At 24.9% G+C, this 24,991-nt stretch carries 37 protein-coding genes, 1 tRNA gene and 2 rRNA genes; 4 read left to right on the top strand and 36 right to left on the bottom strand.

From position 1 onward, the window contains the following. Positions 1-100: 100 nt before the first annotated feature. Complete coding sequence (folD, locus tag M5J13_RS01055; RefSeq protein WP_252837472.1) at positions 101-958, top strand: bifunctional methylenetetrahydrofolate dehydrogenase/methenyltetrahydrofolate cyclohydrolase FolD; 858 nt, start codon at positions 101-103, stop codon at positions 956-958. A gap of 6 nt (positions 959-964) precedes the next feature. On the opposite strand, the gene cysS is transcribed toward folD, so the two are convergent. Beyond that, complete coding sequence (cysS, locus tag M5J13_RS01050) at positions 965-2,320, bottom strand: cysteine--tRNA ligase (RefSeq protein WP_252837471.1); 1,356 nt, start codon at positions 2,318-2,320, stop codon at positions 965-967. A gap of 69 nt (positions 2,321-2,389) precedes the next feature. Between cysS and M5J13_RS01045 the strand changes: the two genes are divergently transcribed. After that, positions 2,390-2,653 carry a DUF493 family protein gene (locus M5J13_RS01045; RefSeq protein ID WP_252837470.1) on the top strand — a complete coding sequence of 88 codons (264 nt, stop codon included), beginning with the start codon at positions 2,390-2,392 and terminating at the stop codon, positions 2,651-2,653. Between the two features lie 98 nt (positions 2,654-2,751). Here the strand turns inward: M5J13_RS01045 and cspE are convergent, their stop codons facing one another. From cspE to M5J13_RS01015, 6 genes are all read right to left on the bottom strand, one after another. After that, positions 2,752-2,961: a transcription antiterminator/RNA stability regulator CspE gene (gene cspE / locus M5J13_RS01040; protein ID WP_252837469.1), complete on the bottom strand. Its 210-nt coding sequence runs from the start codon at positions 2,959-2,961 to the stop codon at positions 2,752-2,754. A 269-nt stretch (positions 2,962-3,230) separates the two neighbouring features. Beyond that, a 5S ribosomal RNA gene (gene rrf, locus M5J13_RS01035) occupies positions 3,231-3,346 on the bottom strand. Positions 3,347-3,497: 151 nt separating this feature from the next. Next, positions 3,498-6,422, bottom strand: a 23S ribosomal RNA gene (locus M5J13_RS01030). A gap of 163 nt (positions 6,423-6,585) precedes the next feature. After that, positions 6,586-6,658, bottom strand: a tRNA-Glu gene (locus M5J13_RS01025). Between the two features lie 176 nt (positions 6,659-6,834). After that, complete coding sequence (gene aroE / locus M5J13_RS01020) at positions 6,835-7,668, bottom strand: shikimate dehydrogenase (RefSeq protein WP_252837468.1); 834 nt, start codon at positions 7,666-7,668, stop codon at positions 6,835-6,837. After that, entirely contained in the window at positions 7,661-8,221 is a 561-nt protein-coding gene (locus M5J13_RS01015) for a Sua5/YciO/YrdC/YwlC family protein (protein ID WP_252837467.1), read from the bottom strand. Before M5J13_RS01015 ends, aroE begins: the two co-directional genes overlap by 8 nt. Before the next feature lie 97 nt (positions 8,222-8,318). On the opposite strand from M5J13_RS01015, the gene def reads away from it, so the two are divergent. Further along, the gene (gene def / locus M5J13_RS01010; protein WP_252837466.1) at positions 8,319-8,834 is read left to right on the top strand and encodes a peptide deformylase; all 516 of its coding nucleotides are present in this window, start codon (positions 8,319-8,321) and stop codon (positions 8,832-8,834) included. Next, positions 8,821-9,774, top strand: a complete 954-nt coding sequence (gene fmt, locus M5J13_RS01005) for a methionyl-tRNA formyltransferase (protein ID WP_252837465.1) — start codon at positions 8,821-8,823, stop codon at positions 9,772-9,774. The genes def and fmt overlap by 14 nt, the downstream gene beginning before the upstream one ends. A 162-nt stretch (positions 9,775-9,936) precedes the next feature. Here the strand turns inward: fmt and rplQ are convergent, their stop codons facing one another. The 29 genes from rplQ to tuf form a co-directional block, all read right to left on the bottom strand. After that, the gene (rplQ, locus tag M5J13_RS01000) at positions 9,937-10,314 is read right to left on the bottom strand and encodes a 50S ribosomal protein L17 (protein ID WP_252837464.1); all 378 of its coding nucleotides are present in this window, start codon (positions 10,312-10,314) and stop codon (positions 9,937-9,939) included. A 24-nt stretch (positions 10,315-10,338) separates the two neighbouring features. Continuing rightward, the gene (locus tag M5J13_RS00995) at positions 10,339-11,331 is read right to left on the bottom strand and encodes a DNA-directed RNA polymerase subunit alpha (protein WP_252837463.1); all 993 of its coding nucleotides are present in this window, start codon (positions 11,329-11,331) and stop codon (positions 10,339-10,341) included. A 22-nt stretch (positions 11,332-11,353) separates the two neighbouring features. Beyond that, on the bottom strand, positions 11,354-11,974 hold the full coding sequence (rpsD, locus tag M5J13_RS00990) for a 30S ribosomal protein S4 (RefSeq protein ID WP_252837462.1): 621 nt from the start codon (positions 11,972-11,974) through the stop codon (positions 11,354-11,356). A 24-nt stretch (positions 11,975-11,998) separates the two neighbouring features. Then, the gene (gene rpsK, locus M5J13_RS00985) at positions 11,999-12,388 is read right to left on the bottom strand and encodes a 30S ribosomal protein S11 (RefSeq protein ID WP_252837461.1); all 390 of its coding nucleotides are present in this window, start codon (positions 12,386-12,388) and stop codon (positions 11,999-12,001) included. 17 nt (positions 12,389-12,405) lie between these two features. After that, a complete protein-coding gene (rpsM, locus tag M5J13_RS00980) occupies positions 12,406-12,762 on the bottom strand; it encodes a 30S ribosomal protein S13 (RefSeq protein ID WP_252837460.1) in 357 nt (118 codons plus the stop codon). 61 nt (positions 12,763-12,823) lie between these two features. Continuing rightward, the gene (gene rpmJ, locus M5J13_RS00975; protein ID WP_252837459.1) at positions 12,824-12,940 is read right to left on the bottom strand and encodes a 50S ribosomal protein L36; all 117 of its coding nucleotides are present in this window, start codon (positions 12,938-12,940) and stop codon (positions 12,824-12,826) included. Positions 12,941-12,967: 27 nt separating this feature from the next. After that, positions 12,968-14,308: a preprotein translocase subunit SecY gene (secY, locus tag M5J13_RS00970; protein WP_252837458.1), complete on the bottom strand. Its 1,341-nt coding sequence runs from the start codon at positions 14,306-14,308 to the stop codon at positions 12,968-12,970. A 9-nt stretch (positions 14,309-14,317) separates the two neighbouring features. Then, on the bottom strand, positions 14,318-14,752 hold the full coding sequence (gene rplO / locus M5J13_RS00965) for a 50S ribosomal protein L15 (RefSeq protein WP_252837457.1): 435 nt from the start codon (positions 14,750-14,752) through the stop codon (positions 14,318-14,320). A gap of 9 nt (positions 14,753-14,761) precedes the next feature. Then, positions 14,762-14,938 (bottom strand): 50S ribosomal protein L30, encoded by a 177-nt coding sequence (rpmD, locus tag M5J13_RS00960; protein WP_252837456.1) that lies wholly within the window; start codon positions 14,936-14,938, stop codon positions 14,762-14,764. Between the two features lie 8 nt (positions 14,939-14,946). Next, positions 14,947-15,450 carry a 30S ribosomal protein S5 gene (rpsE, locus tag M5J13_RS00955; RefSeq protein WP_252837455.1) on the bottom strand — a complete coding sequence of 168 codons (504 nt, stop codon included), beginning with the start codon at positions 15,448-15,450 and terminating at the stop codon, positions 14,947-14,949. Between the two features lie 15 nt (positions 15,451-15,465). Continuing rightward, the gene (gene rplR, locus M5J13_RS00950) at positions 15,466-15,831 is read right to left on the bottom strand and encodes a 50S ribosomal protein L18 (RefSeq protein ID WP_252837454.1); all 366 of its coding nucleotides are present in this window, start codon (positions 15,829-15,831) and stop codon (positions 15,466-15,468) included. Position 15,832: 1 nt separating this feature from the next. Next, positions 15,833-16,375, bottom strand: a complete 543-nt coding sequence (gene rplF / locus M5J13_RS00945) for a 50S ribosomal protein L6 (protein WP_252837453.1) — start codon at positions 16,373-16,375, stop codon at positions 15,833-15,835. A 12-nt stretch (positions 16,376-16,387) separates the two neighbouring features. Next, positions 16,388-16,780 (bottom strand): 30S ribosomal protein S8, encoded by a 393-nt coding sequence (gene rpsH / locus M5J13_RS00940; protein WP_252837452.1) that lies wholly within the window; start codon positions 16,778-16,780, stop codon positions 16,388-16,390. A 28-nt stretch (positions 16,781-16,808) separates the two neighbouring features. Next, entirely contained in the window at positions 16,809-17,114 is a 306-nt protein-coding gene (rpsN, locus tag M5J13_RS00935) for a 30S ribosomal protein S14 (RefSeq protein WP_252837451.1), read from the bottom strand. A 21-nt stretch (positions 17,115-17,135) separates the two neighbouring features. After that, complete coding sequence (gene rplE / locus M5J13_RS00930; protein ID WP_252837450.1) at positions 17,136-17,675, bottom strand: 50S ribosomal protein L5; 540 nt, start codon at positions 17,673-17,675, stop codon at positions 17,136-17,138. A 14-nt stretch (positions 17,676-17,689) separates the two neighbouring features. Next, complete coding sequence (gene rplX, locus M5J13_RS00925) at positions 17,690-18,004, bottom strand: 50S ribosomal protein L24 (RefSeq protein WP_252837449.1); 315 nt, start codon at positions 18,002-18,004, stop codon at positions 17,690-17,692. Between the two features lie 18 nt (positions 18,005-18,022). Beyond that, positions 18,023-18,391 (bottom strand): 50S ribosomal protein L14, encoded by a 369-nt coding sequence (gene rplN, locus M5J13_RS00920; protein ID WP_252837448.1) that lies wholly within the window; start codon positions 18,389-18,391, stop codon positions 18,023-18,025. 98 nt (positions 18,392-18,489) lie between these two features. Beyond that, a complete protein-coding gene (gene rpsQ / locus M5J13_RS00915; protein WP_252837447.1) occupies positions 18,490-18,744 on the bottom strand; it encodes a 30S ribosomal protein S17 in 255 nt (84 codons plus the stop codon). Between the two features lies 1 nt (position 18,745). Continuing rightward, positions 18,746-18,937, bottom strand: coding sequence for a 50S ribosomal protein L29 (gene rpmC / locus M5J13_RS00910; RefSeq protein ID WP_252837446.1), 192 nt, complete (start codon positions 18,935-18,937; stop codon positions 18,746-18,748). Between the two features lie 9 nt (positions 18,938-18,946). Next, a complete protein-coding gene (gene rplP, locus M5J13_RS00905; RefSeq protein WP_252837445.1) occupies positions 18,947-19,348 on the bottom strand; it encodes a 50S ribosomal protein L16 in 402 nt (133 codons plus the stop codon). A 16-nt stretch (positions 19,349-19,364) separates the two neighbouring features. Then, positions 19,365-20,063, bottom strand: coding sequence for a 30S ribosomal protein S3 (rpsC, locus tag M5J13_RS00900; protein ID WP_252837444.1), 699 nt, complete (start codon positions 20,061-20,063; stop codon positions 19,365-19,367). Between the two features lie 17 nt (positions 20,064-20,080). Beyond that, a complete protein-coding gene (gene rplV, locus M5J13_RS00895) occupies positions 20,081-20,413 on the bottom strand; it encodes a 50S ribosomal protein L22 (protein WP_252837443.1) in 333 nt (110 codons plus the stop codon). A 25-nt stretch (positions 20,414-20,438) separates the two neighbouring features. After that, the gene (gene rpsS / locus M5J13_RS00890; RefSeq protein WP_252837442.1) at positions 20,439-20,717 is read right to left on the bottom strand and encodes a 30S ribosomal protein S19; all 279 of its coding nucleotides are present in this window, start codon (positions 20,715-20,717) and stop codon (positions 20,439-20,441) included. Between the two features lie 21 nt (positions 20,718-20,738). Continuing rightward, complete coding sequence (gene rplB, locus M5J13_RS00885) at positions 20,739-21,560, bottom strand: 50S ribosomal protein L2 (RefSeq protein WP_252837441.1); 822 nt, start codon at positions 21,558-21,560, stop codon at positions 20,739-20,741. A gap of 27 nt (positions 21,561-21,587) precedes the next feature. Continuing rightward, entirely contained in the window at positions 21,588-21,881 is a 294-nt protein-coding gene (gene rplW / locus M5J13_RS00880) for a 50S ribosomal protein L23 (RefSeq protein WP_252837440.1), read from the bottom strand. Continuing rightward, positions 21,881-22,486 carry a 50S ribosomal protein L4 gene (gene rplD / locus M5J13_RS00875; protein WP_252837439.1) on the bottom strand — a complete coding sequence of 202 codons (606 nt, stop codon included), beginning with the start codon at positions 22,484-22,486 and terminating at the stop codon, positions 21,881-21,883. Before rplD ends, rplW begins: the two co-directional genes overlap by 1 nt. 13 nt (positions 22,487-22,499) lie before the next feature. After that, a complete protein-coding gene (gene rplC, locus M5J13_RS00870) occupies positions 22,500-23,132 on the bottom strand; it encodes a 50S ribosomal protein L3 (protein WP_252837438.1) in 633 nt (210 codons plus the stop codon). Positions 23,133-23,159: 27 nt separating this feature from the next. Further along, the gene (gene rpsJ / locus M5J13_RS00865; RefSeq protein WP_252837437.1) at positions 23,160-23,471 is read right to left on the bottom strand and encodes a 30S ribosomal protein S10; all 312 of its coding nucleotides are present in this window, start codon (positions 23,469-23,471) and stop codon (positions 23,160-23,162) included. A 316-nt stretch (positions 23,472-23,787) separates the two neighbouring features. Then, positions 23,788-24,972, bottom strand: a complete 1,185-nt coding sequence (gene tuf, locus M5J13_RS00860; RefSeq protein WP_252837436.1) for an elongation factor Tu — start codon at positions 24,970-24,972, stop codon at positions 23,788-23,790. Positions 24,973-24,991 lie beyond the last annotated feature (19 nt).

The following is a 24,991-nucleotide window of genomic DNA, read 5'->3' as shown; positions in this document are numbered from 1 at the left end:
ATCATTATAAATTATTTTTTAATAAAATACTAGTTATAAGTATTTTAAATTATAATATAAAAATAAAAAAAATTAAATATTTATAAAAAATGAGATAAAAATGGTAGCACAGATTCTTGACGGATTAAAACTTGCTAAGAAAATTCAAAAAAAAATAAAAAAAATTATTTGTAAAAGAAAAAAAAATAATTTAATAATTCCTGGACTAGCAATAATATTAATTGGAAATAATACTTCTTCTAAAATTTATATAAAAAATAAAAAAATTGCATGTAATAAAGTTGGATTTTTATCTAAAATATATAAATTTTCAGAAAAAATTAATAAAAAAAAAATTATTTCAATAATAAAAAAACTTAATAATAATAAATTAATACATGGAATTTTGATACAATTACCTTTACCAAATAAAATTACAACACTTGAAATATCAAAAAAAATATCTTATAAAAAAGATGTCGATGGATTTCATCCATTAAATATGGGACTTTTATGTCAAAGAAATCCAAATATTAGATCTTGTACACCATTAGGCATAATTAATTTATTAAAAGAATATAAGATAAAAATAAAAGGAATGAATGCCCTTATTATTGGAGCTTCAAACATCGTTGGAAGACCTATGATGCTAGAATTATTACTAGCAGGATGTACGACAACAATTACTCATAGATTTACAAAAAATTTATATGAATATGTAAAAAAAGCTGATTTAATTATTATAGCAATTGGAAAACCAAATTTTTTACATGGAAAATGGATTAAAAAAGGAGCAATAATTATTGATGTAGGAATTAATAGATTAGAAAATGGAAAAATTGTAGGAGATGTAAATTTCAAATCTATGTATAAAAAAGCTTCATATATTACTCCTGTACCAGGAGGAGTAGGACCTATGACAATTACAAGTTTATTACAAAATACACTTTATTCTTTTAAAAAATATCAAAAAAAATAAAGTTTTTTAATAAATTTTCCATATAGTTTCATTTTTTTTATCTTCTAAATGAACTCCAAGATTTAATAATTTTTTTCTAATATTATCTGCTTTTTTCCATAAAAAAAGTTTTCTTGCATCATTTCTTTTTTTTAATAACTTTTTAATTTTAATTATTAATTTTTTATTTTTCTTAACAAAGTTATCTTTATTAGAAAAAAAACCCAAAGTTTTTCCTAAAAAATAAAGAATTTCAGAAAAAAATTCAGCTTTTTTAAATTTTTTTGAATCATTAGCATAAATAATTTTATTGGATAATTTAGATAATAAAAATAGTGCAATTGGAGTATTAAAACTATCATTCATAGCTTTTTTAAAAAGAATAATATCATTTATAAAATTTTCTTTTAAAGAAAAATTAAAGTTTTTATTTTTTGAAAACTTTAAACAATAATAAAATTTTTTTAATATTTTTTCAGATTTTTTTAAATCATTTATGTTATAATTGATAGGGTGTCTATAATTAGTAGAAAGAATATAATGACGAATGACATCTGAATTAAAATTTTTTCTTAAATCTTTTATTAGATAAAAATTTTTTAAAGATTTAGACATTTTTTTTTTTTTACAAATAACCATTCCAGTATGCATCCAATAATTAACAAAATTATTGTTTTGAAAACATACTGATTGAGCACGTTCATTTTCATGATGAGGAAAAATTAAATCATTGCCTCCTCCATGAATATCTAATTTATCTTTAAAATATTTATAATTAATTGCAGAACATTCTATATGCCATCCAGGACGTCCGTTTCCCCAAGGAGAATTCCAAAAATTTTCACCTAATTTACTTTTTTTCCATAATGTAAAATCTTTTTTTAAAAAATTAATTTTATTAAAATAATTTTTTCTAGATAATATACCATATTCTGAATAACTTTTTATATCAAAAACAACATCTCCTTTATTATTTATATAAGCATGTTTTTTATTAATTAAAAAATTAATAAAACTTATAATCTCAATAATATGATCAGTTGCTAATGGAGAAAAAGTAGGTTTTAAAATATTTAAAGAAGAAAAATCTAAATTCATATCATTAATTATATCACGTGTAAAATATGTATAATCTTTTTTTATTAATTTAGATTTATTAATAATTTTATCATCAATATCTGTAATATTTCTAACATACTTTACTGAATATCCATATTTTTTAAAATACCGATAAACTACATCAAAAAATAAAAAAGTTTTTGCATGTCCAATATGACAATAATCATAAACTGTAACTCCACATACGTACATTGAAACTTTATTTTTTTTAATCGGTTTAAAAATTTCTTTTTTTTTAGTTAAAGTATTAAATATTTTTAACATTATATTTCACTATAAAATATATTTAATTTATTTAGATTAAACAAATAATTTATTAAAAGGAAAATTTATATGTATAAAAAATTAAAAGAAATAATAAAATTTCCAACTTATTTTACATTTAAAATTATATGTTTTAATAAAATCAATACAATTAAAAAAATTAATAAAAAAATAAAAGATAAAAAAATAAAAATAAAAGAAAAAAAAATATATTTTAGTAAAAATAAAAAATATTTTTCTTATTCAGTTAAAATTTATTCTAAGAAATTTAAACAAATAGAATATTTATATAAAAAAATTGGAAAAATTAAATATGTTAAAATAATTCTATAAATATAAAAAAAATAATCTGTCCAGTATATACAAAAAATACTGAACAGTTTTTAAAAATCTTAAATTTTTTTCAAAATTATAAGAAATTAAATAATAATTTATATGTTAGTAACGTTAGATGCAGATGGACCTTTTTCTCCTTCTATAATTTCAAACTCAACACTTTGTCCTTCTGATAAAGTTTTAAATCCATCACTTTGAATAGCTGAAAAATGAACAAAAACATCTTTACTACCATCTTCAGGAGTAATAAATCCAAAACCTTTTGATTCATTAAACCATTTAACATTACCTTTAATCTTAGACATCTTTTATTACCTTTACATTAAATGCAACTTAAATACTAATTTTAAATATTAATTTCAAAAAATTGAAAATGTTTTAAATAAAATATAAAAAAAAATAAATTTAAATATTTTTATTAATATTTTTAAATTAAATTTAAAAAAATTTTTTAAATTAACTATGTGAAAAAAAATTAAATTTTATTTTTAAAATAAAAAAATATTTTAAAAAAAATTGGTTTTTTAAAAAAAATTTAAAAAAATATTTTTTTAATAATATAAATTTTTTAATAGCCTGGAAATTTCCTACTCTCACACAGGGAAACCCTGAACTACCATTGGCGTTATAATGTTTCACTTCTGAGTTCGATATGGATTCAGGTGGTACCATTACACTATTTTAACCAGGCTATTAAAAAATTTATATAATCTATATATTTTAATATATATATTTTATATATTAAAATATATAAATTTTAAAAAAAAAAACAATCGGTTACAAGCTTTTATAAATTAAGTAATATAAAAATAAATTTTAAAAAAAACACCTCTGGTGTTGTAAGGTTAAGCCTATTGGGTAATTAGTACTAGTTAGCTTAACATATCACTATGCTTACACATCTAGCCTATCTACGTTGTAGTCTTCAACGTCCCTTCAGAAAATTTAAAAATTTTCAGGGAAGATTAATCTTGGGGTAAGTTTCGTGTTTAGATGCTTTCAGCACTTATCTTTTCCGCATATAGCTACCGGGCAATGCCATTGGCATGACAACCCGAACACCAGTGATGCGTCCACTTCGGTCCTCTCGTACTAGAAATAGATCCCCTCAATCTTCCAACGCCCACGGCAGATAGGGACCGAACTGTCTCACGACGTTCTAAACCCAGCTCGCGTACCACTTTAAATGGCGAACAGCCATACCCTTGGGACCTACTTCAGCCCCAGGATGTGATGAGCCGACATCGAGGTGCCAAACACCGCCGTCGATATGAACTCTTGGGCGGTATCAGCCTGTTATCCCCGGAGTACCTTTTATCCGTTGAGCGATGGCCCTTCCATTCAGAACCACCGGATCACTAAGACCTACTTTCGTACCTGCTCGAGCCGTCACTCTCGCAGTCAAGCCAGCTTATGCCTTTGCACTAAACTCACGATGTCCGACCGTGATTAGCTGACCTTTGTGCTCCTCCGTTACTCTTTGGGAGGAGACCGCCCCAGTCAAACTACCCACCAGACACTGTCCTTACCCCGGGTCACGGGGCAAAGTTAGAACATCAAACATTAAAGGGTGGTATTCCAAGGGTGGCTCCTCGCAGACTGGCGCCCACGATTCACTGCCTCCCACCTATCCTACACATCAGGGCTCCATGTTCGGTGTCAAGCTATAGTAAAGGTTCACGGGGTCTTTCCGTCTTGCCGCGGGTACACTGCATCTTCACAGCAATTTCAATTTCACTGAGTCCCAGATGGAGACAGCCTAGCCATCATTACGCCATTCGTGCAGGTCGGAACTTACCCGACAAGGAATTTCGCTACCTTAGGACCGTTATAGTTACGGCCGCCGTTTACCGGGGCTTCATTTCAGAGCTTCAAGTTTTTCAACTTTAACCCCTTGATTTAACCTTCCGGCACCGGGCAGGCGTCACACCGTATACTTCCATTCTCATGTTTGCACAGTGCTGTGTTTTTAATAAACAGTTGCAGCTAGCTGGTATCTTCGACTAACTTCAGCTAAAGGAGTAAATCCTCTCACTTACGAATTAGCGTGCCTTCTCCCGAAGTTACGGCACCATTTTGCCTAGTTCCTTCACCTGGGTTCTCTCAAGCGCTTTAGTATACTCTACCTAACTACCTGTGTCGGTTTGTGGTACGATTTGAATTTATCTGATGCTTAGAGGATTTTCTTGGAAATGTGGTATAAATTACTTTGTTACCTTAATAACTAGTCATCACGCCTTAACTTAAAAAATATTCGGATTTTCCTAAATATTTACGTCTACACGTTTAAACCAAGACAACCATCGCTTGGATAATCTAACCTTTTTCGTCCCCCCTTCGCAATAAATTCAAGCACAGGAATATTAACCTGTTGTCCATCGACTACGCTTTTCAGCCTCGCCTTAGGGGTCGGCTTACCCTGCCTCGATTAACGTAGGACAGGAAACCTTAGTCTTTCAGCGAGCAGGTTTTTCACCTGCTTTATCGTTACTCATGTCAGCATTCGCACTTCTGATTCCTCCAATGTACTTTACAATACATCTTCTACGGTTTACAGAACGCTCCTCTACCCAGTAATAAAATATAATTACTGCCGCAGCTTCGGTACATAGTTTAGCCCCGTTAAATCTTCCGCGCAAGCCGACTTGACCAGTGAGCTATTACGCTTTCTTTAAATGATGGCTGCTTCTAAGCCAACATCCTGGCTGTTTATGCCTTCTCACATCGTTTCCCACTTAACTATGATTTTGGGACCTTAGCTGGCGGTCTGGGTTGTTTCCCTTTCCACAACGAACGTTAGCACCCGCTGTGTGTCTCCCGTGATAACATTCTACGGTATTCGGAGTTTGCATCGGATTGGTAAGTCAGTATGACCCCCTAACCGAAACAGTGCTCTACCCCCGAAGATGAATTTCACGAGGCGCTACCTAAATAGCTTTCGAGGAGAACCAGCTATCTCCCGGTTTGATTGGTCTTTCACCCCTAACCACAGGTCATCCGCTGATTTTTCAACATCAGTCGGTTCGGTCCTCCAGTTAGTTTTACCCAACTTTCAACCTGCCCATGGCTAGATCACCGGGTTTCGGGTCTGTATCCTGAAACTAAAACGCCTATTTCAGACTCGGTTTCCCTTCGGCTCCCCTTAAATTTTGGTTAACCTTGCTACAGAATACAAGTCGCTGACCCATTATACAAAAGGTACGCAGTCACTCTATAATATTGAGCTTCTACTGCTTGTACGTACACGGTTTCAGGATCTATTTCACTCCCCTAACAGGGGTTCTTTTCGCCTTTCCCTCACGGTACTAGTTCACTATCGGTCAGTCAGGAGTATTTAGCCTTAGAGGATGGTCCCCCTATATTCAAACAAGATTTCTCGTGTCTCGTTCTACTTTTCGAGTTTATAAAAAATTTCTTTTCATATACGGGGCTTTCACCTTGTATCGCTAATTTTTCCAAAATTATTCTATTAAGAAATAAAATATAATTATACTCTGGGCTTTTCCCTTTTCGCTCGCCACTACTATGGGAATCTCAATTGATTTCTTTTCCTCGAGATACTTAGATGTTTCAATTCTCTCGGTTTGCTTTATTTATCTATGTATTCAATAAATAATGTCATATAAAAATATGACGGGTTTCCCCATTCGGATATCGTCGGATATAACGTTTCTTATCAACTCCCCGACACTTTTCGCAGATTAGTACGTCCTTCATCGCCTCTGACTGCCAAGGCATCCACCATGTACGCTTACTTCACTTAACCTTACAACCCACAGGTGTTTTTTTACATAATTTATATTATGCTTGTTTCCGAATTGTTAAAGAACTAAAAAAATCTTAAAAATTTTAAAAAAAAAATATAAATTTTTCAGAAAGATATTGTATCATAAAAAAAAAAATAAAGAAATATTTTTTTTTTTTTATTTTGTCCCTTAGGGGAATTGAACCCCTGTTGCTGCCGTGAAAGGGCAGTGTCCTAGACCGCTAGACGAAAGGGACATTAAAAAAATAATTTTTTTTATTTTTAAGTTTTATAAAATTTTTTTTATATTTAAATTTTCTAAAATATTTTATATACTAATGTAACTATTTTACATATTCAAAAAAAAGAGTCAAGTTATTTATAATAATATTTTTTAAAAATTAAAAAAAATAAAAATCTAAAAAAGTTTTTTTTACTTTATTTTATTTTTTAAAAAAAATAAAGTTTTTTTAATATCTGGAAATATTTTATTCCAAATAAAAAAAGAATGAGCTGCTTGATTTATTAACATTCCAATTCCATTATAAACTTTTTCAGATTTATATTTTTTACAAAATTTCATAAAATTAGTATCTTCATTTCCATAAAACATATCATAACAAATTGTTTTTTTTTTAATTATATTACTAGGAATTAAAGGTAAATCATTTTTAATTTCAGCTGAAGTTGCATTTATAATTAAATGAAATTTATTATTTTTTAAATTTTTTATTTTAATACATTTTATATTTCCAAATTTCTTAAATTTTTTCATTAAAAATTTAGCTTTTTCAAAAGTTCTATTCGTTATAAATATATTACATCCAAATTTTAATAACGGATAAATAATTCCTCTTGAAGCACCTCCAGCACCAATAATTAATATATTATTTTTTCTTTTTATTAAATTATTTTGTAATAAATCTGATAAAAATCCTATTCCATCAGTATTATCTCCTAAAATAAATTTTTTATTATATAACTTTAAAGTATTAATAGCACCTGCAATTTTAGCTCGCTCTGTAATAATGTCGCAAATAGGAAAAATTTTTTCTTTAAATGGAAGAGTAATATTTGCTCCTTTACCTCCATTTTTAAAAAATAAAGAAATTTCATTAAGAAAAAAATTTTTGGAAGCGTTAATTGCAATATAATTACAATTTAAATTATATAATTTATAAAAAAAATTATGTATATCAGGTGATTTACTATGATAAATAGGATTTCCAAAAACAGCATAAAGATTTTTATTTATTTTATTACTCACGTAAAATATCTCCTGTTAATAAATTAATAATTTTTGAAGGCTGTTTTTTATTTCCTAAAAATCCATTTAATATAGGAAAATTTTTTCCAAAAATATTACGAATTTCCTCTCTATTTAAACAAGGCTTTTCTCCAGATAAATTAGCACTAGTAGAAACTATTGGTTTTTTATAAAATAAACATAAATTTTTTGCAAATTTATTTTTAGTAATTCTAATTGCTATATATTTAGAATTACCTGTTAACCAAAATGGAACATTTAATTTAGCTGGAACTAAATACGTTATAAAAAATTTGTTTTTTAATAAAATATTTTTTTGTTTTTTTATTTTTTTTTCTAAAATATATGGTTTTAATTGATCATAATTTCCAGATATCAAAATTAATCCTTTATTTAAATTTCTTTTTTTTAAAAATAACAATTTTTTTACTGCAATTTTACTGTCTGGATTACAACCTAATCCAAAAATTGATTCTGTAGGATAAGCTATAACTTTATTTTTATTTAATTTTTTAACACAATATTTTAAAGATGAAAAAAAAGAACTATTCATATAAAACATCCTTAATAAAAATAAATTAAAAAAAATATTTCAAATAAAAATATTTATCATATATTATTATTTTAAATAAAACTTTTAAAAAAATATTATGTCAATTTTAAAGATATTAAAATATCCAAATATAAAATTAAGAAAAATTTCAAAACCAGTAAAAAATTTCAATAATGATTTAAAAAATATAATAAATAATATGTTAGAAACAATGAGAAAAAATAACGGAATTGGATTAGCAGCAATACAAATAAATATTAAATTACAAATTATTGTAATAGAAAAAATACATCCATTAAAAAAAGTTCTAATTTTAATTAACCCAAAAATTAAAAAAAAAAGCAAAAAAATAATAAAAATAAAAGAAGGATGCTTATCAATTCCAAAATACGAATATATTACTAATTCTAGATCTAAAAATATTCTAGTTAAAGCATATAATAAATATGGAGAAAAGTTTTTTATAAAAGCTAAAAATATGCTATCAGTATGTATACAACATGAAATAGACCATTTAAAAGGAAAATTATTTATAGATTATTTATCTCCATTAAAAAAAGATAGAATAGATAAATATATTATGAAAAAAATAAAAAAAAATGAAAAAACTTAAAAAAATAAAAATAATATTTGCTGGAAATGAAAAATTTTCAAAAGAACATTTAAACGAATTAATATTAAATAATTTAAATGTTATAACAATATTTACTAAACCTGATAAAAGATCAGGAAGAGGAAAAAAAATAAAGTTTTCAAAAGTAAAAAAATTAGCCATAAAAAAAAAAATAAAATTTTTACAACCTAAAAATCTAAATTCAAAAAAAACTTTTAATTATATAAAAAATATTAATCCAGATATTATGATTATTGTATCTTATGGATTAATAATACCTAAAAAGATAATAAAAATTTTTCCATTAGGATGTATTAATATACATACATCTTTATTACCTAAATTTAGAGGTCCATCACCTATACAATCTGTTATTTTATTAGGAAAAAAAAAAACTGGTATAACTATAATTCAAATAAATAAAAAAATAGATGAAGGAGATATTTTATATCAAAAAAAAATATTAATTAATAAAAAGGATACTTATAAAAGTTTAAAAAAAAAACTCTGTTTCGAAGGAAAAAAATGTCTTATTTTATGTTTAAAAAAAATTATTAAAAATAAAATTATAAAAATAAAACAAGATAATAAAAAATCTACATATACAAAAAAAATAAAAAAAAAAGATGGATTAATAAATTGGAATAATTCAGCTTCAACTATTGAAAAAAAAATAAGAGCTTTTAATCCTTGGCCAGGAACTTTTTTTTTTATAAAAAAAATTATGATAAAAATATGGAAAGCTGAAATAATAAAATTAAAAAAAAAAATCAAACCAGGAATTATTTTTAAAGTAAATAAAAATGGAATAATAATTTCTACTAAAAAAAACTTTATTAATATCAAAGAAATACAAATATCCGGAAAAAAAAAAAACAAAGTTAATATTATTTTAAATGCATATAAAAATCTTTTTAATTTAAATAAAAAATTAAATTAAAACATATAAAAATATAAATATAATTTTCTTATAGTAATAATTAAAAATTAAAATATATTTTTATATATTTAAAAAAAAAAAAAAAAAAACAGAACGGCAATTTATGCCGTTTGTTTTTTAATAAAAAATATTTAATTAATTTTAAAAATATATAAAATTTTATTATTTTTTTTTTGTTTTTATTGTTCTGTTAACTAAAAAAACATAAGCCATAGGAGAATTATCTCCATTTCTAAATCCACATTTAATAATTTTAATATATCCTCCCAATCTATTTAAAAAAAAAGGACCTAATTCTTTAAAAAGTTTATGAACTACTTCATAATTTCTAATTCTAGAAAAAATTAATCTCCTATTAGATAAATTATCAATTTTAGAAATATTAATTATAGGCTCTACTGTTCTTCTTAATTCTTTAGATTTTGATAAAGTAGTTTTAATTTTTTCATGAATTAATAAAGAACAAGTTAAATTTTTTAACATAGACTTTAAATGACTTCGTTTTCTATTTAATTTACGACCAATTTTTCTATGTCTCATAATTAAATCTTCCTTTAAAAAAACTTATTCTTCTATAATACTTTTGGGAGGCCAATTTTCTAATTTAGTTCCTAATGACAAACCTCGAGAAAATAATATATCTTTAATTTCTGTTAATGATTTTTTACCTAAATTAGGAGTCTTTAATAAATCTACTTCAGTTTTTTGAATTAAATCTCCAATGTAATGTATAGATTCTGTTTTTAAACAATTAGCTGATCGAACAGTTAATTCTAAATCATCTACAGGTTTTAATAAAATTGGATCAAATTCAGGTTTAACAACTTTTTCTACAGGTTCAGAAATATCTTTCAGATCAACAAAAGATTCTAATTGATCTGATAAAATCGTAGCAGATTTTCTAATTGCATCTTCAGGATCAATTGTTCCATTTGTTTTTAATTCAATAATTAATCGATCTAAATCAGTTCTTTGTTCAACTCGAGCAGCTTCAACACTATATGAAATTCTTTCAATTGGACTATAACATGCATCAATAAACAATTTTCCTATTCCTTGTTCATTGTCTTCTTGACTCCTTGTACGAGAAAAAGCAGGAGAATACCCTCTACCTCTTTGAACTTTAATTTTCATATTAATTGAAGAAGAATTAGTAGTTAATCTACAAATCAAATGTTTTAAATTTATTATTTCTACATAAGAATCACATTTAATATCAGCAGCAGTAATATTACAAATACCTTTTTTTTGTATAATTAAATAAGCTGAATTTTTTCCATAAATATTAACAGCCAATTCTTTTAAATTTAATAAAATTTCTACAATATCTTCTTGAACTCCTTCTTTTGTACTATATTCATGTAAAACTCCTTCTATTTCTGCTTCCGTTACTGAACAACCAGGTAATGAAGATAAAAGAACTCTTCTAAGTGCATTTCCTAAAGTATGTCCAAAACCACGTTCTAAAGGTTCCAAAATAACTTTCGAATGAGTAGAACTAAATTTTTTTATATCAACTAAACGAGGTTTTAAAAAATTTTTTAATAAATCTGACATCACTAAACCTTTTTAAAAAATATTATTTAGAATAAAGTTCTACTATTAAATGTTCATTAATTTCTGAAGATAAATCAGAACGATCCGGAGTTCTTTTGAAAATTCCTATCATATTTTTTATATCTACTTCTATCCATAAAGATTTTTCTTTTTGTTCAGAAAGTTCTAAAGCAGCTTTAATTCTTAAATGATTTTTAAATTTTTTTCTAATTTTAACTACATCTTTTGGAAATAATTGATATGAAGGAATATTAACAATTTTATTATTTACTAAAATAGATTTATGACTTACTAATTGTCTAGCTTCTGAACGTGTTGTTCCAAAACCCATTCTATATACTACATTATCTAATCTATTTTCTAATAATTGCAATAATTTTTCTCCTGTATTACCTTTAGATTTAGAAGCCATTTTATAATATTTTTTAAATTGCTTTTCTAAAATCCCATATAAACGACGAACTTTTTGTTTTTCCCTTAATTGAATTCCATAATCAGATAATCTTTGTTTTTTATTACCATGTTGACCTGGAAGATGATCAATTTTACATTTAGAACCTATAGATCTAAAACCAGATTTTAAATATAAATCTGTACCTTCTCTTCTACATAATTTTAACTTTGGACCTAAATATTTTGCCATAATTTTCTCAATTCTAATAAAAATTTATACTCTTCTTTTTTTAGGAGGTCTACATCCATTATGAGGAATAGGTGTAACATCTGTTATATTAGTAATTTTAAAACCAACAGAATTTAATGCTCTAATTGTAGATTCTCTTCCTGGACCAGGACCTTTAACCATCACTTCTAAATTTTTTAAACCATAATCTTTAATTTTTTCTGCACATTTTTCTGCAGCTATTTGAGCTGCAAAAGGAGTAGATTTACGTGAACCTCTAAAACCTGAACCTCCTGATGTAGCCCATCCCAAAGAATTTCCTTTTTTATCAGTTATTGTAACTATTGTATTATTAAAAGAAGCATAAATATGTGCAATTCCATCTATAATTTTTTTTTTAATACGTTTTTTATTACGAAATTTTTTTTTTTTCATTATCAAAACTACCTAAATTATTTTTTTATTAGTTTACGTGGTCCTTTTCGAGTACGAGCATTTGTTTTAGTACGTTGACCTCGAACTGGAAGTTTTCTTCGATGACGTATACCTCTATAACACCCAAGATCAATTAAACGTTTAATATTTAAAGTTTTTTCTCTTCTTAAATCACCTTCAATAACAAATTTAGATATTAAAGATCTTAATAATTCTATTTCATTTTCTTTTAAATTAGAAATTTTAGAAAATTTAGATATTTTTAAAGAATTACAAATAAAATTTGAACGAGATTTTCCAATACCATAAATCGAAGTTAAAGCTATCACAACACGTTTATGATCAGGAACATTAATTCCTGCTATACGAGTCAAATTAAATTCCTCATTTTAAATAAAAATAATTTTATATATAAAAGATTAAAAAATTATATAATTAACCTTGTCTTTGTTTATGTTTAGGATCATTACTACATACTACACGAACAACATTTTTTCTACGTATTATTTTACAATTTCTACAAAATTTTTTTATAGAAGTTCTAACTTTCATATATACCTCTTTGATTTAAATAAAATATTATTTCTTTAAATTTAAATTAGCTCTTTTAAAAGAAAGTTTATATTGTTTAGAAAGTAATAAAGTTTGTAATTGAGAAATTAAATCTATAATTACAACTACTACTATTAATAAAGAAGTGCCTCCAAAATAAAAAGGAACATTTATCATTTTTCTCATAAATTCTGGAAGTAAACATATAAAAACAATATATATTGTATTAATAAAAGTTAATTTAAACATAATTTTTTTAATATAATTTGAAGTATTTTCTCCAGGTCTAACACCTTGAATAAAAGCACCAGATTTTTTTAAATTATCAGATGTTTCTCTTGAATTAAAAGCTAAATTTGTATAAAAAAAACAAAAGAAAATAATTAAAAAAGTATAAATAAAAATATAAATTGGTTGACCAGGTTGTAAATTTAAAAAAATAAAATTGCACCAACTATTTTTATCTAAAATATTTTCTTTAAACCATGAAATCAAAGTTATAGGAAATAAAACAACACTTGAAGCAAAAATAGCTGGAATTACTCCAGACATATTTATTTTCAAAGGTAAATACGAAGAATTTTTAAAAGAATTAAAATATCCATTATGTCTTCTATTAGAATAATTAATAATTATTTTTCTTTGACTTCGCTCTATAAAAACAACTAAATAAATAATAGAAAAAATTAAAATAATTATAATCAAAAAATTTATTAAACTTAAATTTTTAATTCTTAATTCTTCTAAAGTATTAATAATAGCTGAAGGTAAATTAGAAATAATACCAGAAAAAATAATAACAGAAATTCCATTTCCTAAACCATATTCAGTAATTAAATCTCCAATCCAAATTAAAAATATTGTTCCAGTAACTAAACTAACAACAGCTATAATATAAAAATAAAAATCTATATGAAAAATTAAAGATTTCATACCAGGCAAATTTGGTACACTTAAAGATATTCCAATTGCCTGTAAAAAAGATATAAAAACTGTTAAAAACTTAGTATACTGATTAATTTTAATTCTACCTGACTCACCTTCTTTTTGTAATTCTTTCCAAGATGGATATATAAAAGTTAATAATTGTATTATAATTGATGAAGAAATATAAGGCATAATACCTAATGAAAAAATAGAAGCTCTATTTAATGATCCTCCTGAAAAAACATTAAACATTTCAATCATCGAACCGTGTTGATCTTTTAAAATTTTTGATAAAGATCCAGTATCAACTCCTGGAATAGGAATAAAAGATCCTAACCTAAAAATTATTAAAGAAAAAATTAAAAAAAAAATTCTTTTTTTAATTTCAGAAAAATTTGTTATTTTATTTTTAAAATTTAATTTTGATTTTTTTTTATCCATTTTAATTTATTATTCCTCGATTTTTCCTCCAAAAGATTTAATTATAAAACATGCTCCTTTAGTTACAGACAAACCTTTAATAAACAAAGGAACAGAAATTTTTCCAGAAGAAATAATCTTTACAAATTTTATATGAGAACTAATTATATTTCTTTTTTTTAAAGTATTTAAATTAATAATATCTTTGTGATTAAAAACAGATAATTCAGATAAACGAATTTCTGCTTTATATTTTTTTTTACGTGAATGAAATCCAAATTTAGGAATTCTTCTATATAACGGAGTTTGACCTCCTTCAAATCCTCTTCTAATACTACTTCCAGTTCTAGATTTTTGACCTTTATGACCTCTTCCTGAAGTTTTCCCAAAACCTGAACCTATTCCTCGTCCTAAACGTTTTTTTTTTTTATTTTTAGAACTCTCAAAAACAGTATTTAAATACATAAATTAAACCTATCTTACTTTTAACATATAAGAAATTTTATTAATCATCCCTAAAATAGATTTATTTTTTTTTCTTTTTACAGTATGATTAATTCGACGTAATCCTAAACCTTTTAAAATAGCTTTATGTTTAGGTAATATACCAATTTTACTTTTAATTTGTGTAATAATAAAGAATTTTTCCATAATATATCTCACTCAAATATTTCTTGAACAGATTTATTTCTTTTTTTTGCAATTTCTTTCGGAGATCTCATATTTGACAATCCATTAATAGTTGCTCTAACAACGTTCATTGGATTAGTTGAACCATAAGTTTTAGCTAAAACATTTTGAACTCCAGCAACTTCTAAAACTGCTCTCATAGCTCCTCCTGCAATTATTCCTGTTCCTTCAGAAGCAGGTTTCATAAATATTTTAGAGCTAGTATAAGATTCTTTAATTGTATGTTGTAAAGTTTTATTTTTTAATTTAAAACTAATCATATTTCTCTTAGCTTTTTCCATAGCTTTTTGAATAGCAAAAGGAACTTCTCTTGCTTTTCCATAACCATAACCTACTTTTCCATTTTTATTTCCTACTACTGTTAACGCAGTAAAAGAAAATATCCTTCCTCCTTTTACTGTTTTAGAAACACGATTCACAGTAATTAATTTTTCTTGAAACTCTTTAATATTTTTTTTTTCTATATTTATCATTTTAATAATTTTCCATTAAAACTGAAGTCCAAATTTACGTGCAGAATTTGCTAATGATTTAATTCTTCCATGATATTTAAAACCAGAACGATCAAAAGAAACTTTTTTAATACCTTTTTTTAAAGCTCTTTTTGCTATCGTTTTTCCAATAATTTCGGAAGATTTTTTATTTCCAGTATAATTTAATTTTTTCTTAATATTTTTCTCTAAAGTAGAAGCATATACTAAAACAGAAAAATTATCTTTAGAAATAATTTGAGCATACATATGACGAGATGTTCTATGTACCACTAAACGTTGAGATTTTAATTTTCTAAATTTACAACGAGCTTTTAAAGATCTTTTTTTTCTAGAATTATTAATAATAACAAATTTTCTCATATTATTTTTTCTTAGCCTCTTTTATTTTAACAAATTCATTAAAATAACGAACACCTTTTCCTTTATATGAATCTGGTACACGATAAAATCTCAAATTAGCAGAAACTTGACCTACTAATTGTTTATCTATCCCTAAAACAACAATTTCAGTCTGAGATAATAATTTAACAAAAATTCCATCTGGAAGTATATATCTAATATTATGAGAATAACCTAAAGACATAACAACTTGTTCATTATTATTACCTTCCAAAGAAAACCGATAACCCACACCAATAAGAATTAATTTTTTAGAAAAACCTTTAGTAACTCCTATTATCATAGAATAAACCAAAGAACGAGCAGTTCCTGCTTGCATCCATCCTTCATTGTTAGATTTATAAACTTTAAAACTTAATATATTTTTCTTATATTTTATATAAACAAGATTATTAATTTTTTTTTTTAAAGTACCTTTATTTCCTTTTACAATAATTTCTTTATTTTTTAATTTAATTTGAATATTATCAGGAACTATAATTGAACGTTTTGCAATTCTAGACATTTTTTTTCCTAATTAAGAAATATAACCAATAATTTCACCACCAACACCTTTTTCTCTTGCTTTTCTATCAGATAAAATTCCTATAGAAGTAGATATAATAGCAATACCTAATCCTGACATAACTTTAGGTATTTCATTATGACTTTTATAAACTCTTAAACCAGGCTTACTAATTCTTTTAATTTGATCTATTACTGGTTTTCCATTAAAGTATTTTAAAAAAATTTCTAAAACTGATTTCAAAGATTTTTTTACAATGAAACTTTCAATATAACCTTCTTTTTTTAATAATTCAGTAATTTTTTTTTTAAAATTAGAAAAAGGCATTTTTACTGAAATTTTATTAGCACGTTGACCATTCTTAATACGAACAAACATATCTGATATTGGATCATTAATACTCATATAATTTATTTCCTATTAAAAATTATAATTACCAACTAGATTTTCTTAATCCAGGTATTTCCCCTCTCATTGCTGCTTCTCTTAATTTCATTCTACTTAAACCAAATTTTCTCAAAACACCATGAGGCCTTCCTGTAATACAACAACGATTTCTTTGACGAGAAAAACTAGAATCTCTTGGTAATTTTTGTAATTTAAAAACAGCATTCCAACGTTCTTTTTTAGGTAAATTCATGTTCATAATAATAGATTTTAAATTCATTCTTTTTTTAAAAAATTTTTTAAATAAATAAACTCTCTTTATTTCTCTTGCTTTTATAGACTGTTTAGCCATATTAAAATATACCTTAATTAATTATTTTTTAAATGGAAAATTAAATTCTGATAATAAAGAAAAAGCTTCTAAATCTGATTTAGCTGTAGTTAAAATAGAAATATCCAATCCTCTTATTTCATCAATTTTATCATAATCAATTTCAGGAAAAATAATCTGTTCTTTTATTCCAAAATTATAATTTCCAAAACCATCAAAAGAACTTTTCGAAAACCCTCTAAAATCTCTTATTCTAGGCATAACAATATTAATTAATTTACTTAAAAAATGCCATTTTCTTACACCTCTTAAAGTAACTTTACATCCAATAGGATAACCTTGTCTAATCTTAAATCCTGCAACAGATTTTCTTACTTTTGTTAAAACAGGTTTTTGTCCAGAAATTAAAGCTAAATCAGAAACAGCATAATCTAATTTTTTCTTATTAGATACACATTCTCCTACTCCCATATTTAAAGTAATTTTAATAATTTTAGGAACTTGCATTACAGAAGTATAATGAAATTTCTTAATAAATTTTGGAACTATTTTTTTTTTATAAAAATTATATATATCTAACATTATTATCTTCCAATTTAATTAATTAAAAAATTATTAGATTTTAAATAACGAACTTTTTTTCCATTTTTAAATTTAAAACCAACTCGATCAGGTTTATTGGTTTTTGGATTTAAAATTGCTATATTTGAAATATGAATATAAGATTCTTTCTCTACAATTCCTCCTTTTTGATTTTTAGAAGGAATAGGTTTTTCATGTTTTTTAACCATATTAATACCTTTAACTATTACTTTTTCTCGAGATAAAAATTTTTTTACTATTCCTTTCTTCCCTTTATCTCTTCCAGATAAAACTATAATTTTATCATTTGAACGTATTTTAGAAGCCATTTTTAAATACCCTTAATTTTATAAAACTTCAGGAGCTAAAGAAATAATTTTCATAAATTTTTCTGTTCTTAATTCTCGAGTAACAGGACCAAATATTCTAGTTCCAATAGGTTGTTCGTTATTATTTAAAACAACACATGCGTTTTTATCAAAACGAATTAAAGATCCATCTGATCTTCTAATTCCTTTTTTAGTTCTTACTACAACAGCCTTTAAAACTTCTCCTTTTTTTACTTTTCCCCTTGGTATAGCTTCTTTTATAGTAATTTTAATAATATCTCCAATATTAGCATATCTACGTTTAGATCCTCCTAACACCTTAATACACATCACAGATCTAGCTCCTGAATTATCTGCTATATTTAATATAGTTTGTTCTTGAATCAATTTAATTTACCTCAATTTTTTTAAATTTAAATAACTAAAAAAAATTAATAATTTGTTTTTAAATATATATCTTTAAAATTTTTTATAAAAAAAATTCTTTAAGAAATAGATTTTTTAATAATATTTACTAAAATCCAAGATTTAATTTTAGAAATTGGACGACATTCTTTAATAAATACTATATCTCCTGGAGAACATTCATTTTTTTCATCATGAATATAAAATTTAGTACTTTTTTTTATAAATTTTTTATACATTGGATGTTTTATAAATCTCTCAACAATAACTACTGCAGATTTTTCCATTTTATTGCTAATAACAAAACCTTTCAATAATTTACTTTTTTCTAACATCTTATTTTTTTTCCTTTTCACTTAATACCATTTTAATTCTTGAGATATTTCTTCTATTTTTCTTTAATAAATGAGTACGATTTAATTTTTTAGAAGATAATTGTATTTTTAAATTAAACTGTTCTTTTAAAAGACTTAATAATTCTTTTTTTAAAAAATTAATATCTTTTTTTCTTATAATTTTTATATTCATAAAATTTTCCTATTTATAAATAAAAATTGTTTTCACAGGTAATTTATCTGAAGCTAATTTAAAAGCTTCACGAGAAAGTTCTTCAGAAATTCCTTTTATTTCATATAATATTCTTCCAGGTTGTATTAAAGCAACCCAATATTCAACACTACCTTTTCCTTTTCCCATTCTTACCTCTAAAGGTTTTTGAGTAATAGGTTTATCTGGAAAAATACGTATCCAAACTTTTCCTAATCTTTTAATATATCTTGAAATACTTCTTCTAGCAGATTCAATCTGACGAGAAGTTATACGACCTCTAGTAATTGCTTTTAATCCAAATGATCCAAAAATAATCTTATCATTAATAACTAAACCTCGATTTCTTCCTTTATGCATTTTTCTAAATTTAGTTTTTTTAGGTTGAAGCATTATAAAAAATCTCCATTTATTTTTTTATTTTCTTATTTAATTTTATAAATTTGTTATTTAAAAAACTTTTTTCAATTTTAGGCATTCCACCTAAAATTTCTTCCTTAAAAATCCAAACTTTTACTCCAACTACGCCGTAAGTAGTATGAGCTTCTAAAGAACTATAATCAATATCTGCTCTTAAAGTATGTAAAGGAACTCGACCTTCTCTTTGCCATTCAGTTCTAGCAATTTCAGCACCACCTAATCTTCCGCTAATTTCAACTTTAATTCCTTTTGCTCCATGTCGCATAGAATTTTGAATAGCTCTTTTCATAGCTCTACGAAACATAATTCTTCTTTCTAATTGAGAAACAATATTATCTGCTACTAATTTAGCATCTAATTCAGGTTGTCTTATTTCTGAAATTATTATTTGAGCAGGAACTTTTGCTATTTTTGAAATAAACTTTTTTAATTTATCTATATCTTCACCTTTTTTTCCAATAATAATTCCTGGTCTAGAAGTATATATAACAACTTTTATAGCTTTAGAATGTCTTTCAATTAAAATTTTTGATATAGAAGCTCTAGATAATTTTTTCATTAAATATTGACGAACCATAAAATCATTATTTAAATAATTAGAAAAATTTTTACTATTTGAAAACCATATAGAATTCCATGTTTTAATTATTCCTAATCTCATTCCGTTTGGATGTACTTTTTGTCCCATTATTAATTTCTCCAAAATTATACATCTGATACAATAATTGTAATATGACTACTTCGTTTTAATATTTGATCAGCTCTACCTTTAGCTCTAGGCATCATTCTTTTAATAGTAGGACCTTCATCTATAAAAATTTCACTAACCTTTAATAAATCAATATCTATTCCATTATTATTTTCTGCATTAGAAATAGCAGAATTTAAAACTTTTTTTATTAATAAAGCAGCTTTTTTATTTGTAAAATTTAATATATCTATTGCTTTATTAACTTTTTTTCCACGAATAATATCTGCTACTAATCTTAATTTTTGCGCAGAAGAAGAAGCTTTTTTATGTCTAGCTAAAATTTTCATGTATTATCCTATTTTATAAAAAAGTTTAGCGTTTTTGAATTTTTCTATCAGCTGAATGACCTCGATATGTTCTTGTTAAAGCAAACTCACCCAATTTATGACCAACCATCTCTTCTGTAATAAATACAGGAATATGTTGTTTTCCATTATGTATTAAAATAGTTAAACCAATCATATTTGGAAAAATAGTAGATCTTCTTGACCATGTTTTAATAGGTTTTTTATCTTTATTTTTAATAGAAAGATCTACTTTTTTAAATAAATGTTGATCAATAAAAGGTCCTTTCTTAAGTGAACGTGGCATATAAATTTTCCTTTTAATAAATTATTTTTTTCTAAAATGAACAATAAACTTTTTTGTTCTTTTATTTTTTCTCGTTTTTTTACCTTTAGTCTGAACTCCCCAAGGTGTAACAGGATGTTTTCCAAAATTTTTTCCTTCACCACCACCATGCGGATGATCTACTGGATTCATTGCAGTACCTCTTACTGTTGGTCGAATTCCTCTCCAACGAGAAGCTCCAGCTTTTCCTAAAATTTTTAACATATGTTCTGAATTTCCAACTTCTCCAATAGTAGCTCTACATAAAGAAAAAATTCTTCTTATTTCCCCTGAACGCATTCTAACACTAACATAATCTTTCTCTTTAGAAACTATTTGTAAATAACTTCCAGCAGAACGAGCTAATTGACCACCTTTTCCTGGTTTTAATTCAACGTTATGAATTAAAGAACCTATTGGAATTTTATTCATTGGTAAAGAATTTCCTAATCTAATTTCAGAATTTTTACCAGAAGAAATTTTATCTCCTAATTTTATTCCTTTTGGGGCTAAAATATATTTATAACATCCATCTTTATATAAAACTAAAGCTATATAAGCTGAACGATTAGGATCGTATTCTAAACGTATTACAGTAGCAATAATATTATCTTTATCTCTTTTAAAATCAATAATACGATACGATTTTTTATGACCTTTCCCTATATGTCTTGTAGTAATTCTTCCTTTATTATTTCTTCCTCCACTTTTATTTTTTTTTCTTAATAAATTAAAATAAGGTTTTCCTTTATGTAAATTAGAATTTATTACTTTAACAACATGACGACGTCCTGGAGACGTTGGTTTACATTTAACAATTGTCATAAATTTATTTCTCTAATTAATTCTTAATTAATTATTTAAAAAATCTAAATTTTGATTAGGTTTTAAAAAAATATATGCTTTTTTCCAATTTTTTTTTATATAAATATTTTTTCCTTTTTTTTTTACTTTTCCTTTTACATTTAATACATTTATTTTTTTAATTTTTAATTGAAGCATTTTTTCAACAGAAATTTTAATCTCTCTTTTATTGGAATTCTTATTTACTTTTAAAACAATAACATTATTATTCTCTTTAGATTTATTAGATTTTTCAGAAATATGTAAAGATAATATTGTTTTAAAAATAAAATTTTTATTCATCATAAAAGTTTCTCCTCAACTTTTTTAAATGCAGACAAAGTCATTAAAACATTTTTATGAGTTAATAAATTTAAAGGATTTAATGAACTTAAACAAATAAATTTAACTTTATATATATTTCTAGATGATAATAATAATTTTTTATCTAATTCTTTTTTAACTATCATTACATCAAATAAATCTAATTTTTTTAATTTATTTATTAAAATTTTTGTTTTAATGTTACTTATTTTAAAATTTTTAAAAATAATTAATCTATTTTTTCTAACTAATTCAGAAAAAATACATTTTAACGCTCCTCGATACATCTTTTTATTAATTTTTTTATTATAATCTCTATTTTTCGAGGCAAATGTAACCCCACCAGAACGCCAAATTGGACTTCGAATAGAACCAACTCTAGCCCTTCCTGTTCCTTTTTGACGCCAAGGTTTTTTTCCAGATCCAGAAACTTCAGCTCTACTTTTTTGAGATTTAGTACCTTGTCTTTTAGAAGAACATAACGATTTTAAAACTTGATTTACTAAAGATTTATTAAAATTTCTATTAAAAACTAATTCAGAAATTTTTACTATTTCTCTTGTATCCTTTAATTTTAATTCCATTATTTTTTTCTCCTTAATAATTTTTTATAGCTGGTTTAATAATTAAATCTCCACCTAAAGAACCAGGAACTGAACCTTTTATCAAAATATAATTTTTTTTAACATTAACTTTAATTACTATTAAACTTTGAACAGTTATTTTTTTATTTCCTAAATGACCAGCCATTTTTTTTCCCTTAAACACTCTTCCAGGAGTTTGATTTTGACCAATAGAACCAGGAGCTCTATGAGATAAAGAATTTCCATGAGAAGCATCTTGTGAAGAAAAATTCCAACGTTTAATAGTTCCAGAAAATCCTTTACCTTTAGAAAATCCAGTAACATCAACTTTCTTAATATCATTAAAAAAATTTACATTAATACTTTGACCAACTTTAAAATTATTTTTTTTAAATACCTTAAATTCCCATAAACCACGACCAGAATTAACTTTATTTTTTTTAAAATGTCCTAATTTTGGTTTATTTAAAGTATGAAATTTTTTTATTCCAGTCGTTACCTGTATCATACAAAATTTTTTTAAATTTTGATGTTTAATTTGAGTAATTCTATTTTCAACTACTTCAATAACAGTAACTGGAATAGAATAACCTTCTTTATGAAATAACCTTGTCATTCCAAGCTTTTTACCAACTAATCCAAACACAATTTTATTAACTCCTAATTTATATGATTAACCTAAACTTATTTGAACATCTACACCTGCTGCAAGATCTAATTTCATTAAAGCATCAACAGTTTTTTCTGTTGGTTCTACAATATCTATTAATCTTTTATGTGTACGAATTTCATATTGATCACGTGCATCTTTATTAACATGAGGAGAAATTAATATAGTAAATTTCTCTATTCTAGTTGGTAAAGGTATAGGTCCTAATACTTGTGCACCAGTTCTTTTAGCTGTTTCCACAATTTCTGTAGTAGAATAATCTATTAATTTATGATCAAACGCTTTAAGACGTATTCTAATTCTTTGGTTCTGCATAATATCAGAACTCCAATTATGATTATAATAAAAACTAAAAATTACTCTCTATAAAATTATTAGAGAGTATTTTAGAATAATTTATTCTAATATTAAATAAAATATTAGATTTATTAAAAAAAACTTATAAATTCTCTGTAAATAATATTATAAAAAAACTTTTTTTACAAATTAATACTGAATATTATATTTTATAAAAATTTTCTTTAATAAAAATTAAAAAAATTTAATTTTTAAATAAAATCAAGAAAAGCAGAAAACTTTTCTTGATTATTATATATTTTAATAAAAAATATATTATTAAATAAAATAAAAGCTAACTTAAAACTTTTGAAACAACACCTGCTCCTACTGTTCTTCCTCCTTCTCTAATAGCAAAACGTAAACCATCTGCCATTGCAACAGGATGTATTAAAGTTACTGTCATTTTTATATTGTCTCCTGGCATTACCATTTCAACATCCTTAGGTAATTCAACAAAACCTGTAACATCTGTCGTTCTAAAATAGAATTGAGGTCTATAACCTTTAAAAAATGGAGTATGTCTTCCTCCTTCTTCTTTTGATAAAACATATACTTCACATTCAAACTTTATATGAGGTAATATACTTCCAGGTTTAGATAATACTTGACCTCTCTCTATATCATCTCTTTTAGTACCTCTTAATAATACTCCAATATTTTCTCCAGCACGTCCTTCATCTAATAATTTTCTAAACATTTCTACACCAGTACAAATAGTTTTACTAGTAGGTTTAATACCAACTATTTCAACTTCTTCTCCTACTTTTATAACTCCACGTTCAACTCTACCTGTAACTACTGTTCCTCGACCAGAAATAGAAAAAACGTCTTCAATAGGTAATAAAAAAGGTTTATCAATTGCTCTTTTTGGTTCAGGTATATAATTATCTAAAAAATTTGCTAAATCAATAATTTTAGATTCCCATTTAGCATCTCCTTCTAACGCTTTTAAAGCTGAACCTCTAACAATTGGAGTATCATCACCTGGAAATTCATATTGAGTTAATAAATCTCTCACTTCCATTTCAACCAATTCTAATAATTCTTCATCATCAACCATATCACATTTATTTAAAAAAACAACAATATAAGGAACTCCTACTTGCCTACCTAACAAAATATGTTCTCGAGTTTGAGGCATAGGACCATCAGTAGCTGCAACAACTAAAATTGCACCGTCCATTTGAGCAGCTCCAGTAATCATATTTTTAATATAATCAGCATGACCTGGACAATCAACATGCGCATAATGCCTATTTTTTGTATCATATTCAACATGAGATGTATTAATTGTAATACCTCGAGCTTTTTCTTCAGGAGCGTTATCAATTTGATCAAAAGCTCGAGCAGAACCTCCATAAACTTTAGATAAAACCGTAGTTATTGCAGCAGTTAAAGTAGTTTTTCCATGATCCACATGACCTATTGTTCCTACATTAATATGTACTTTTAAACGTTGAAATTTTTCTTTTGACATAATCTTACCTTTTAATAAA

Source organism: Buchnera aphidicola (Periphyllus lyropictus) (genome assembly GCF_024029895.1).
In the GTDB taxonomy this organism is placed as follows: Bacteria; Pseudomonadota; Gammaproteobacteria; order Enterobacterales; family Enterobacteriaceae; genus Buchnera_J; species Buchnera_J aphidicola_BA.
This window is presented reverse-complemented; position numbering and strand designations above follow the sequence as displayed.

What these genes read in the sequence shown, in the direction of transcription:
- folD (WP_252837472.1), top strand. Translation starts at nt 101, where the DNA reads ATGGTAGCACAGATTCTTGACGGATTAAAACTTGCTAAGAAAATTCAA.
- cysS (WP_252837471.1), bottom strand. Translation starts at nt 2,320, where the DNA reads ATGTTAAAAATATTTAATACTTTAACTAAAAAAAAAGAAATTTTTAAA.
- M5J13_RS01045 (WP_252837470.1), top strand. Translation starts at nt 2,390, where the DNA reads ATGTATAAAAAATTAAAAGAAATAATAAAATTTCCAACTTATTTTACA.
- cspE (WP_252837469.1), bottom strand. Translation starts at nt 2,961, where the DNA reads ATGTCTAAGATTAAAGGTAATGTTAAATGGTTTAATGAATCAAAAGGT.
- M5J13_RS01015 (WP_252837467.1), bottom strand. Translation starts at nt 8,221, where the DNA reads ATGAATAGTTCTTTTTTTTCATCTTTAAAATATTGTGTTAAAAAATTA.
- def (WP_252837466.1), top strand. Translation starts at nt 8,319, where the DNA reads ATGTCAATTTTAAAGATATTAAAATATCCAAATATAAAATTAAGAAAA.
- fmt (WP_252837465.1), top strand. Translation starts at nt 8,821, where the DNA reads ATGAAAAAACTTAAAAAAATAAAAATAATATTTGCTGGAAATGAAAAA.
- rplQ (WP_252837464.1), bottom strand. Translation starts at nt 10,314, where the DNA reads ATGAGACATAGAAAAATTGGTCGTAAATTAAATAGAAAACGAAGTCAT.
- M5J13_RS00995 (WP_252837463.1), bottom strand. Translation starts at nt 11,331, where the DNA reads ATGTCAGATTTATTAAAAAATTTTTTAAAACCTCGTTTAGTTGATATA.
- rpsD (WP_252837462.1), bottom strand. Translation starts at nt 11,974, where the DNA reads ATGGCAAAATATTTAGGTCCAAAGTTAAAATTATGTAGAAGAGAAGGT.
- rpsK (WP_252837461.1), bottom strand. Translation starts at nt 12,388, where the DNA reads ATGAAAAAAAAAAAATTTCGTAATAAAAAACGTATTAAAAAAAAAATT.
- rpmJ (WP_252837459.1), bottom strand. Translation starts at nt 12,940, where the DNA reads ATGAAAGTTAGAACTTCTATAAAAAAATTTTGTAGAAATTGTAAAATA.
- secY (WP_252837458.1), bottom strand. Translation starts at nt 14,308, where the DNA reads ATGGATAAAAAAAAATCAAAATTAAATTTTAAAAATAAAATAACAAAT.
- rplO (WP_252837457.1), bottom strand. Translation starts at nt 14,752, where the DNA reads ATGTATTTAAATACTGTTTTTGAGAGTTCTAAAAATAAAAAAAAAAAA.
- rpmD (WP_252837456.1), bottom strand. Translation starts at nt 14,938, where the DNA reads ATGGAAAAATTCTTTATTATTACACAAATTAAAAGTAAAATTGGTATA.
- rpsE (WP_252837455.1), bottom strand. Translation starts at nt 15,450, where the DNA reads ATGATAAATATAGAAAAAAAAAATATTAAAGAGTTTCAAGAAAAATTA.
- rplR (WP_252837454.1), bottom strand. Translation starts at nt 15,831, where the DNA reads ATGAGAAAATTTGTTATTATTAATAATTCTAGAAAAAAAAGATCTTTA.
- rplF (WP_252837453.1), bottom strand. Translation starts at nt 16,375, where the DNA reads ATGTCTAGAATTGCAAAACGTTCAATTATAGTTCCTGATAATATTCAA.
- rpsH (WP_252837452.1), bottom strand. Translation starts at nt 16,780, where the DNA reads ATGAGTATTAATGATCCAATATCAGATATGTTTGTTCGTATTAAGAAT.
- rpsN (WP_252837451.1), bottom strand. Translation starts at nt 17,114, where the DNA reads ATGGCTAAACAGTCTATAAAAGCAAGAGAAATAAAGAGAGTTTATTTA.
- rplE (WP_252837450.1), bottom strand. Translation starts at nt 17,675, where the DNA reads ATGTTAGATATATATAATTTTTATAAAAAAAAAATAGTTCCAAAATTT.
- rplX (WP_252837449.1), bottom strand. Translation starts at nt 18,004, where the DNA reads ATGGCTTCTAAAATACGTTCAAATGATAAAATTATAGTTTTATCTGGA.
- rpsQ (WP_252837447.1), bottom strand. Translation starts at nt 18,744, where the DNA reads ATGTTAGAAAAAAGTAAATTATTGAAAGGTTTTGTTATTAGCAATAAA.
- rpmC (WP_252837446.1), bottom strand. Translation starts at nt 18,937, where the DNA reads ATGAATATAAAAATTATAAGAAAAAAAGATATTAATTTTTTAAAAAAA.
- rplP (WP_252837445.1), bottom strand. Translation starts at nt 19,348, where the DNA reads ATGCTTCAACCTAAAAAAACTAAATTTAGAAAAATGCATAAAGGAAGA.
- rpsC (WP_252837444.1), bottom strand. Translation starts at nt 20,063, where the DNA reads ATGGGACAAAAAGTACATCCAAACGGAATGAGATTAGGAATAATTAAA.
- rplV (WP_252837443.1), bottom strand. Translation starts at nt 20,413, where the DNA reads ATGAAAATTTTAGCTAGACATAAAAAAGCTTCTTCTTCTGCGCAAAAA.
- rpsS (WP_252837442.1), bottom strand. Translation starts at nt 20,717, where the DNA reads ATGCCACGTTCACTTAAGAAAGGACCTTTTATTGATCAACATTTATTT.
- rplB (WP_252837441.1), bottom strand. Translation starts at nt 21,560, where the DNA reads ATGACAATTGTTAAATGTAAACCAACGTCTCCAGGACGTCGTCATGTT.
- rplW (WP_252837440.1), bottom strand. Translation starts at nt 21,881, where the DNA reads ATGAATAAAAATTTTATTTTTAAAACAATATTATCTTTACATATTTCT.
- rplD (WP_252837439.1), bottom strand. Translation starts at nt 22,486, where the DNA reads ATGGAATTAAAATTAAAGGATACAAGAGAAATAGTAAAAATTTCTGAA.
- rpsJ (WP_252837437.1), bottom strand. Translation starts at nt 23,471, where the DNA reads ATGCAGAACCAAAGAATTAGAATACGTCTTAAAGCGTTTGATCATAAA.
- tuf (WP_252837436.1), bottom strand. Translation starts at nt 24,972, where the DNA reads ATGTCAAAAGAAAAATTTCAACGTTTAAAAGTACATATTAATGTAGGA.